This window comes from Serratia sp. (in: enterobacteria) (genome assembly GCF_046715635.1).
Taxonomy (GTDB): domain Bacteria; phylum Pseudomonadota; class Gammaproteobacteria; order Enterobacterales; family Enterobacteriaceae; genus Chania.
The window spans coordinates 1-9,758 of record NZ_JBKJYW010000382.1; the positions used below are offsets into that span (position 1 = coordinate 1).

Here is a 9,758-nt window from a genome sequence, read left to right on the forward strand (position 1 = left end):
TGATCGAAACCGGTGATTTCGGCACCTTTCTCGCCAATCTTCAACTGGTAGGCACCTGGCACGGCCTGATCGCCTTTGAATGCCGCTGGCTTGATATCCGTCTTGATCGGATAACCGCTCGCCTGGCTCTCAATGCCCAGCAGGGCAAAACGCTCGGCTGCCGCATCTGCCGCTGGTTTGGTCAAGGCGCTCAGTTCCAACGCCACGCCTTTGCTCAGGTCAATATCCTTCGCATGGACTTTAACTTCCATCGGGGTTGGGATAATTTGCCCACGCAGCGATGCCATCGGCAATACTTTCAGATCCTGGTTCTTGGTGAAGCGGCTTTCCGGCACCATCAGAATGTTGTTGTCATCCTTGGTACGCTTCCACTGGTCACCGGTGAACGGGGCAACAAACTGGTGAACATCTTCGGTATCGGTATTTGACAGGATCTTCGGCTGAGCATCGCCGGAAGTGGCATACCAGCGCGGCAGGAAGTCGGTGCGGAACAGCTGCCAGTATTCAGCGATAATCGGGATTTCCACCGCCTGATTGGCCGGGAAGCTGGTGAATTTGTCCGTCGGTTCCAGCTTATACAGATCGCCGGTAATGTGAGTGATTTTGAACTGGTCGTTATCGACCTTCAGCGTCTGGCGCGGGCTGTGGAAATAGATCGCCCAGTCTTTATCTTTGATTTCCTGGTTGCCGTTGGTCAAAGTGATCAGCACCTTGTGGCAAGACGCCCAATCAGCACCCAGCTTGGCACAGTCCACGCCGTTCTCGGCAGCACGGTTGTCCAACATCTTCAGATTGACCTGCAACTGGCTGAGTTGATCAACCACCTGCTGGTTGGCCATGGCAGAACCTACGCTGCCCAATAGTCCAACGGTAGCCGTCAGGGCGGCGAGAGCACTCATCTTAAACTTGTTCATCTGCAACCTCTTGCGTAATCAGTTGTTGTTTGCGCGAATTTCTTTCCACAGCTTGCCGCATTTGGCGTCATACGCCTGGCCATTGCCGGTATGGGCGGCCTGGATGCAGCTTTGGTAATCCAGCACCCGCACGGTTTCCTGCTCAGCGAACTGTTGGTGCTGTTTCTCTTGCTTCAATACGTTCAGCACCGCCTGGCAGGCCTGCAATTTTTCTGGTGAACCTTCCGCGGTATTGATACATGCGGTGTAGGCCTGACGCAGCTTGGCATCTTCCGGTGGCGCGGCAGATTGCGAGCAGGCGCTAAGCCCGGCAACCGTGGCCATAATCAACATCAATTTTTTCATGGTCAAAGTCCTGTGACATTTCCCCGGCAGCCTGGCCACCGGGGAGTGCATTAGAAGATGGTGAACGGTGCAATAACGATGAATTTGACGTCTTTCTCGTCCTGGAAGATGTTGCCGTAACCGCCGCCCCAGCTTGGGATATCGGAATGGTTGTCATACTGCGTGAAGTGCAGTTTGAACAGGGTGCCTTTGGCGCGCCCGTCCTGCATGGTGTACATCGCATCCAGGCTGTAAGCGCTCTCTCTCAGGCGCTGGCTCTGATCGTAAATCGGGTTGGTGCTTGGCTTGGCATCCCAGGCATAAACGTAGGAGGCACCGACGGCCATACCAGGCAGGTTCCAGTTGCTCAGGTCATACATCACGCCACCGAACACGGCTTTTTCACCGTTGGCGTTAAAGTCGGAACGGTTATCCCACCAGATATCGAGGCGGCCGTTGGAGGAGGCATAGGTCGGGGTCATACGCTGCAGGAAGAAGCCTTGGTTGCCTTCCGCCTTGACCATGGTGCCTTCCAGGCGCCAGTTGAACTGGCCGGTGGTATAACCGAAGGTCAGAGCCTGCAACCACGCCAGGCCATCATAGATGCTGTTCGGATCGCTATTGTTACCGATGCGGTCTTCAGCACCGTAGAACTGGTAGCTGGTGGTCATCGGATTTCCGGCCAGGTCAAACTTGTAAGACGCCTTGGTGAAATACTGATTCACGTAGCCTTGCGCCTGGCCAAACGCGGCTTCCAGCACCAGGTCGTTTTTGAAATCGTATTTGGCTCCCAGCGAGTGCAGGTAGGAAACGTCGGTCTTGCGATCGTTCTGACGGAAGTCGTCCATCTCAATGTGCCAAGGCGCTTTGTACTTGTTGGTCCACATGTAGGAGAAACTCAGCGCACCTGAATCGCCATAGTCAAAGTTGGCACCGGCTTCAGCACCCTGGTAGGTACCCGGCATAAAGCTCCAGTGCGGGGCCAGCAACGTTTGCCCGCTTGGCTGGATGTAACCGGCGCGCGCCCAGACCGGGCCATACTTGAACTTACCGGCCGCTTTATACAGGCTGATACCGCTTTTATCACCGGAGTAATCTTCGTCATAGGTACGGTTACGGCTGGAGAACGCGATTTCGTTCGGGTGGCCACTCTCGCTGGATTCTGCCATTTCGATGGCGGTGAACGCCGCCACATCGATACCAAACATGTCCGCCGCATAGCCGGAGGTGAAGTCCAGGTTGGCGTTCCAGGTAGAGTGAGAGAGGTTGGTTTTAAACTCACCGGTTTCAACGTCTTTGCGATCGCGTTGACGTTGCCAGTAATAGACCCCACCGGTCAGCGTAGAATCGTCGATAAACCCTTCAGCTTGTGCTTCTGGGGCCATGACAAATGCGCTTCCTAATATTGCACCCGCGACAGCGAGCGCCAGCGTTTTACGCTGAGCACCGTGCGTACCCATAAGAAAATTCCTCTTTGACTTTGACTTTAAAGTGCGCCCGCCCGCGTTCACCACTGCCCTGCACGGTCGCTAATAAAAAAACCCTAATCGGGTAAAATTGTGCCCGGTGATAAAATTCACCTCGGCCTTGATACTGTAGCTAGACTATTTTTCGCGACGCGAATTATCAAATGAAAAGTGAGAGAGATTTGTCAAAGTATGACAAGGTGCACACAATGATGATATTTCGTTACAATAATGAGCAGGGTCACTTTATTGAGAAAAAACTCAATAAAATCATTAAATAGAGATATTATCAGGCTAATTCCTTGTTAATTGAAAGGTTTCAGCACGACAAAAACGGCAGCCAGGCACAAAAATGAGAGCGCTCCACAAATGATATTAATTCGCATCGCGAATATACAAGTCACCATGATGAAAAAAGATGCTGAGTAACAACCAAGTAAATTCTTAGAAAAAAACAAGCGTGCTCACTGCTAGCCACAGCGCAAGGGAAGGTTGGTTTTAGGTATAAACGCAGCATGTGTGCACTGGTTTTCGGTGCGGAATGGGTAGGGGACGAACATGTTCGTCCCAAGTGGGTCAGGTAGTTAACCCTCCGTCGAGGATCAGGCTTTGTCCTGTCATATAACGACTGTCATCGCCGATCAGAAATACCGCGGCCCTGGCGACTTCGCTGGCCTTGCACAAACGCCGCAGCGGAATTTGTTTGCGCAGCGCCTTCAGTGCCTCCGGTGGGATCGCGTCCGTCATCTCGCTGTTAATGATCCCAGGCAGCAGGCAATTCACCCGGATGTTAAAGCGCGCCACCTCCAACGCCAGCGACTTCGCCAGGCCAATCATTGCCGATTTGCTGGCAGCGTAAGCCGTTTGCCCTACATTACCCTTGATCCCCGTGACCGAAGACATCAGTACGATGGCTCCTTCACCCTGCCCCATCATGGCGGGCAGCAGGTGGCGGTTCCAGTAGAATACAGCATTGAGGTTAGTGTCGATCACCTGCCGCCAGCGCTCGCTCGTTTGTTGGATATGCAAACCGTCTTGAGCAATCCCCGCATTATGGATCACCGCCAAAGGCGCTCCGAGGCGGGCCAACAGCTCTGGTGCGACAAGGTTCACCGCCTGCTCATCACTGCCATCGCAAATACAGTTTTCCACCCAACCTGGCAAACCGGCACAGGCCTCAATCACCTCGGCTGAGGGTGATTGAACGCTACGGCAGGTCAACACCACGTTCCACCGTTTGGCCAACTCTTCCACCAGCGCGCGGCCAATCCCCCGGCTACCGCCGGTCACTAATACCCATTGTCTGGTCATAGGCTTACTTTTGCTGTTCGGCCAGAGATTGGCACAGTTCACCCAGCGTCATATTGGGTTTATCGATAAACATTTCGGCACTCAACGTGGCGCCAAATTCACGCTTGGCAAGAACCATCAGCTCGACGTAATCCAGGCTGTCGAGTTTTAACTGATGCAAGGGCATTTCTGGCGAGAGGTCGTCCATCTCGAGATCTTTGGCGTCACAGATCATTTCGCTGACGGTCAGGTAAACTTGTTGGTACTTTTCCATGGTATGTCCTTATGTTATTAACTGACCAACGGCCAGGTTTTCAAGGTGACTGCTGTTGTTATCAGCGGCTGCGACAGCGTGTTAGCCTGGATCTCTGCCCGTAACACCAAGCCGCTGTATTTATCCCCCATGATCAACATTGGCGAAATCTGGTAGTACAGCCGCTCTGTAAGGTGAAAATGGGGATCGGGGGTAAAAAGTTGGGCGCTAAAGTGGGTTTCATGGTGTGTCTGCACCACCGGGATCTGTGCGAACACGTCGCTAAGCGTCTCGGCAGCCAGTTCGGGAAACGCTGCGCTCAGCGTCGCCAGCGTTGCCGGGGATTGCACCAACAGCTGAAATAACAGTGCATCAAAGAACCCCCAAGTCTGGGTGATATCAGAGACCTCTCCGGGAAACCGGCGGGCTAGAGCCATCACTTCAGCAGCCGTCAGCGAGTGTTCCTTCACGCCAACACTCGATGGCAAGAGTGGGGCCGAAGTCAACGTACTGCTAAAACAGCGTTCCTGCGTGGTACTGTCCAGCAGCACACCGGTCACCGAACTTCCCTTGCTGGCAATCTGCAACTGATATGACGTCTGGCACAGCACTGGCTGGCGCAAACGTGCGCGGAAGGTACAGCCATCCTGATCCGGCACAGTAGCCAGCAGGGCTGTGCTCAGGTGGCGTTTCATATCCAGCATCGCACGCATCCCATGCACGCTCAGCTGCGCCACACCGATCTTGCGCGCCTGTTGCAGGTCAAAATGGATCGGATTGTCATCGCCAGAAAATGCGGCCCAGGCTTCAGCATCTTGCACGGTATAAGTGAGATCCATACTCATGCCTGCCCAATCACCAAAGCCGCATTGGCTCCGCCAAAACCAAAGCTCAGATTCAGCGTATTTTGTAACGGTGCAGAGCGATGCCCCTCACCGATGTAATCCAGATCGCATTGTGGATCGGCATTCGTCAGGTGACAGGTCGCGGGCATCATCTGATGCTGCATGGCTTGTAGGCAGATAATGGATTCAAAACTGCCCGCCGCCGCAATCAGATGCCCGGAATAAGATTTGGTGCTGGAAAGCGGTGTGCTAAAAGCGGCTTCACCGAAAGCCAGTTTGATGGCCTGCGTTTCGTTCAGATCGTTGAGCGGCGTAGAGGTGCCATGCGCATTGATATAGTCGATATCCGCCGCCGTCAATCCCGCCTGGTCCAATGCTCGCGCGATAGTCTTGACCCGGGCAAGCTTGTCTTCGGCTGGGGCAGTAAAATCAACGGCATCGGAATAATTACCGTAGCCTTTGATCTCGCCAAGGATAGTTGCCCCGCGAGCCAGCGCGGCTTCCCGCTCCTCCAGGCACAAAACGGCCGCCCCTTCTGACAGCACAAAGCCGTTGCGATCCAGGCTGAACGGGCAGCAGGCCTTGCGGATATCTTCCTGCTCGCTCGCCAACGCTCGAAGGATGTCTATGTTCCACACTGCGGCATCGGTACGCAGCGACTCCCCGGCCCCGGCAAGCATCATGGAGGCGCGACCACTGCGGATCACCTCAAAAGCATCCCCGATGGCGATCGTCCCGGTCGCACAGGCCGCAATCGGGCTGTTTTGATAACCGCGCAGGCCCCAGAACAGGCTGCACGCCGCCGTAGCCGCATTCGGCATCGACAGGAAACAGCCAAACGGTGACCCCAACCCCGTGCGCAGATAGCCTTCATAATTCATATGGGTTTCATCCTGCCCCGCCCAGCCGCTGCCCATAATCGTGCCGCACTCCAGCAGATCGTAATAGGCCGCCGGGCTGTCGCCCTGAAACGCCATGGTCATCGCCTCACGGGCCGCTGCCAACACCAGCCGGGCAAAACGCGGCAAACGACGACGGATCGCCGCAGGAACCCCTTTCAAGCTAGGCTCCTCGTCGATCAGCCCCAGAAAACGCGACTGGATCCCGACGCTGGATTTATCGTAATAACGGTAACCTAGCTGATAATCCATGATCGCCGCCCAGCTTTCCGCTGCGTTCATTCCCAGCGGCGTCACCGCCCCGTAACCGGTGACCACCACTCGGCGCGGCATTAAACCTTTATTCATGATTTCCCCTTTCCCTGTCATTTTCTTTTGCCACACCACCGCCCAGTGCCAGCCACAGTTTCATGGTGGCAGTGAGGTAGCTGTACTGCAGATCCGCCAGATTATTTTCAATGGTCAGCAGGGCATCTTCTGCATCCAGCAGAGTCTTGAAAGAAACGGCTCCCGCCTGGTATTGGCTAGTCGCCAGCGCTAAACGCTGCTGGCCTAGCTGCAGATTCTGCTGCTGGTTTTTCCTTTGCTGCTGATAGCTCAGCCGCTGCGTCATGGCGTTATCCACATCGGACAAGGCGTTGTAGACCGTGCGGCGAAAGACAATCGCCGCCTGCCTGACATCCAGATCCGACTTTTCGATGGTGAGTTGTACGGTGTTCCATTCCACAAACGGTAAGGCAGCATTAGCGCCCAGTGTTCTGGCCGGGTTACTGAACCACTGCTGGAAAACATTACTGGCAGCCCCGAGTGACGCACTCAGCGAAAGCGTCGGATAAAAACTCAGGCGAGCCACATCCGAACCTGCCAGCGCCGCGCGCAGCTGGCTTTCCGCCGCTTTCACATCCGGGCGGCGGGCGATAACCTCAACCGGCAGCATCTTGGCTATCGGTACATCCTGGTGGGTGTCCAGAGAAGATCGCTCTACCTGACGATCGGTGGGCGAACTGTTGAACAGGATGGCCAACGCGTTGCGGGCCTCCTCGCGCTGTTGTTGCAACAGGCGCTGCCGGTTTTCACGCTCGATCACCGATTGCTGCGCCTGCAATACATCAAGTTGCCCAGCCGCGCCCGCTGCGTAGCGGGACTGCACCATGTCGAGCGTCTGCTTACTGATTTCCAGCCCGGTCTGCTGTTGCGTGATCTGCTGATTGAGGCTGGCGATCTGCCAGTAATAGCGCGCGGTATCACCGATCAATATCAGCGCGGTGTTTTGCCGATCCTGCTCCGAGGCCTCAACCTGACACTGAGCCTGCTCTCTGGCCCGCGCCAGCTTGCCCCACAAATCCAATTCATAGCTCATATCCAATGAGGTGCGGTAAGACTCCGTCGGGGTGGTATTGCTGCGCAGATTTTTGTCATTGCTTGCGCCGCCGCTAACCGCAACGCCAGGCGTCAGGTTGGTATTAGTTAACCCCGCCGCCAGACGCGCCTGTTGTAGCTGCAATCCGGCAATGGCCAGATCGTTGTTGCTGGTCAGCGCCCGGCCAATCAGGCTTGAGAGTTGGGGATCGTCAAAGCTGTCCCACCAGCGTTGGCTGTGCTGTAAATAACCCGCCCCGCTCTCCTGCTGCCGCCATTCGGAGGGCACAGAAAGCATGGGCTGCTGATAGTCGCTTTTGACTAATGAGCCACATCCCGTCAGCAATAACGGGAATAACAGTGTCCAGGAAAGTCTGCCCATCATCATTCGCGTGCCAGCGCCTCCGTAGGGTGAAGACGCGCTGCATTACGCGCAGGGAAAAAGCCAAACCCTAGGCCGATCAGCGCCGAGAATCCGCAGGCCAGCACCATCGGCGGCCAGGTAAAGATCATGGAAAACTCCTGCGTTACCCAGGAGAAAATCACCCCGGCCAGCCCGGCACCGATAATGCCAATCAGCCCACCCAGCGAGCAGATCACCATCGCTTCGATCAGGAACTGGCGCATAATATCCGCAGGACGCGCCCCAACCGACAGGCGGATGCCAATCTCATGGGTTCGTTCGGTCACGGATACCAGCATGATATTCATCACACCAACGCCCCCCACCAGCAGGGAAATTCCGGCGATGGCGGTAATTAGCAGCGTCATGGAATCCGACGCCTTACGGATGGCCTGCGTCATCTGGTCATTAGTCTGGGTGAAAAAGTCACGCTGGCCATGAGCCTGCTCCAGTAGCCTTTCTACCCGGCCTTGCACCTCGCTCAGTGAAATACCGTCGTTGACCCGTAAGGTTATCGATTCAATCGGCATATCGCCGGACATCCGCTCCAGCAGCGCGGTGTAAGGCATCCATGCCCCCAGCATCATGCCGCTAAATTTGCCGCCTTTACGCTCGGCAATACCGATCACCCGGTAAGGCGTACCCGCCAATTGGATGATCTCACCCTCGGGCACCTCATCGGGATCAAACAGGGTGGTGCGCAGTTCTGGATCGATGATGACCACCGGTTCACGCTCGTCCAGATCGCGTCGGGTGAAGCCGTTACCGGAGAGGAAATGCAGGCCCTGCACGCGAAAATACGCGTTGCTGATGCCGGAAATCGACACCATGGCCTGCTTCCCTCCACGTACCGCTTTTACCGTATTGCTGACCACCGGCGACGCGCTATCGACATAAGGTTGCTCCGCCAGCAGTTCGACATCGGACACCGTGAGCGCCCGAGCAAAATCGGGGCGGAGATTATCCCAGCCCAGCCCTGGCCGGATCTCAAGCGTGCTGGTACCCAGCTGGCTGATTTCATTCAGAATACTTTGCCGAGCCCCTTCCCCGACCGCCATGGATGACACCACCGAAGAGATACCGATGATGATACCCAGCATCGACAAAAAGGCCCGTGCGCGGTGCCCCAACAAGGCCCGCCAGGCCATCTTGACGGCCTCTTTCACGCTTTGCCAAAACCGTGTGCGGCCAGTAGCCACTGCAACCGGCAGCGCTGGCGGGGTCTCCAACGGCGCGACGGCATGGTTGGCCTGGTCGGAAATAATCTCACCGTCGCTGATTTCAATGATGCGCTGTGCCTGATTGGCGATATCACGATCATGGGTCACGATAATCAGAGTGTGTCCTGCCTGATGCAGCGCGTGCAGGATCCCCATTAACTCCTGACCGCTGGCACGATCAAGTGCCCCCGTCGGTTCGTCAGCCAGAATGATTTCCGCCCCGTTCATCAGTGCCCGCGCGATACTGACCCGCTGTTGCTGCCCACCGGAAAGCTGGGCAGGTTTGTAATCAATACGCTGCTGCAGCCCAAGCCGAGCCAGTAAATACTCGGCCCGTTGCTGACGCTCAGCCGTCGGCATCGCCGTATACAGAGCCGGAATGGCGACGTTTTCAGCGGCGCTGAGGTACGGCATCAGATGATAGCGCTGGAAAATAAACCCAATGTACTGGCTACGTAATTGAGCCAACTGTTCGCTACTGGCCTGTGGGGTGGAAATTCCCTTGATGGACATCTCTCCCTGCGTCGGCTTATCCAGGCAGCCGATGATATTCATCAGCGTGGATTTCCCCGATCCGGAAGCGCCAATAATCGCCACCATTTCACCCCGCCGAATGGTGAGTGAGATAGCTTTCAACACCGCCACCGTCTGCAATCCGGACACAAAATGCCGGGAGACGCCGCGCAGGGCGATTAAAGGCGCGCTATGTTCAGCCATGATGATCGCTTCCCGTCGCCGAGGAGCTCAGCACCACGCGATCTCCCTCGTTGAGCCCTTCTTTGACT

General features: G+C 55.8%; 9 protein-coding genes. All 9 read right to left on the minus strand.

Annotated elements, in window-relative coordinates; genetic code table 11:
- Positions 1 to 914, minus strand: a 914-nt coding sequence (locus tag ACLQ7H_RS19920; RefSeq protein ID WP_411754163.1) for a carbohydate-binding domain-containing protein, incomplete at its 3' end; no start/stop codon positions are given.
- A gap of 18 nt (positions 915 to 932) precedes the next feature.
- Positions 933 to 1,259, minus strand: coding sequence for a ChiQ/YbfN family lipoprotein (chiQ, locus tag ACLQ7H_RS19925; RefSeq protein ID WP_411754164.1), 327 nt, complete (start codon positions 1,257 to 1,259; stop codon positions 933 to 935).
- A gap of 50 nt (positions 1,260 to 1,309) precedes the next feature.
- A complete protein-coding gene (chiP, locus tag ACLQ7H_RS19930) occupies positions 1,310 to 2,698 on the minus strand; it encodes a chitoporin ChiP (protein WP_411754165.1) in 1,389 nt (462 codons plus the stop codon).
- A 582-nt stretch (positions 2,699 to 3,280) separates the two neighbouring features.
- Complete coding sequence (locus tag ACLQ7H_RS19935; RefSeq protein ID WP_411754166.1) at positions 3,281 to 4,015, minus strand: SDR family oxidoreductase; 735 nt, start codon at positions 4,013 to 4,015, stop codon at positions 3,281 to 3,283.
- Between the two features lie 4 nt (positions 4,016 to 4,019).
- Positions 4,020 to 4,268, minus strand: coding sequence for an acyl carrier protein (locus tag ACLQ7H_RS19940; RefSeq protein ID WP_024529318.1), 249 nt, complete (start codon positions 4,266 to 4,268; stop codon positions 4,020 to 4,022).
- Between the two features lie 17 nt (positions 4,269 to 4,285).
- The gene (locus ACLQ7H_RS19945) at positions 4,286 to 5,086 is read right to left on the minus strand and encodes a hypothetical protein (protein ID WP_411754167.1); all 801 of its coding nucleotides are present in this window, start codon (positions 5,084 to 5,086) and stop codon (positions 4,286 to 4,288) included.
- A 2-nt stretch (positions 5,087 to 5,088) separates the two neighbouring features.
- On the minus strand, positions 5,089 to 6,339 hold the full coding sequence (locus ACLQ7H_RS19950) for a beta-ketoacyl-[acyl-carrier-protein] synthase family protein (protein ID WP_411754168.1): 1,251 nt from the start codon (positions 6,337 to 6,339) through the stop codon (positions 5,089 to 5,091).
- Positions 6,332 to 7,735, minus strand: coding sequence for an efflux transporter outer membrane subunit (locus tag ACLQ7H_RS19955; protein WP_411754170.1), 1,404 nt, complete (start codon positions 7,733 to 7,735; stop codon positions 6,332 to 6,334). Before ACLQ7H_RS19955 ends, ACLQ7H_RS19950 begins: the two co-directional genes overlap by 8 nt.
- Complete coding sequence (locus ACLQ7H_RS19960; protein WP_411754169.1) at positions 7,735 to 9,690, minus strand: ABC transporter permease; 1,956 nt, start codon at positions 9,688 to 9,690, stop codon at positions 7,735 to 7,737. Before ACLQ7H_RS19960 ends, ACLQ7H_RS19955 begins: the two co-directional genes overlap by 1 nt.
- Between the last annotated feature and the right edge of the window lie 68 nt (positions 9,691 to 9,758).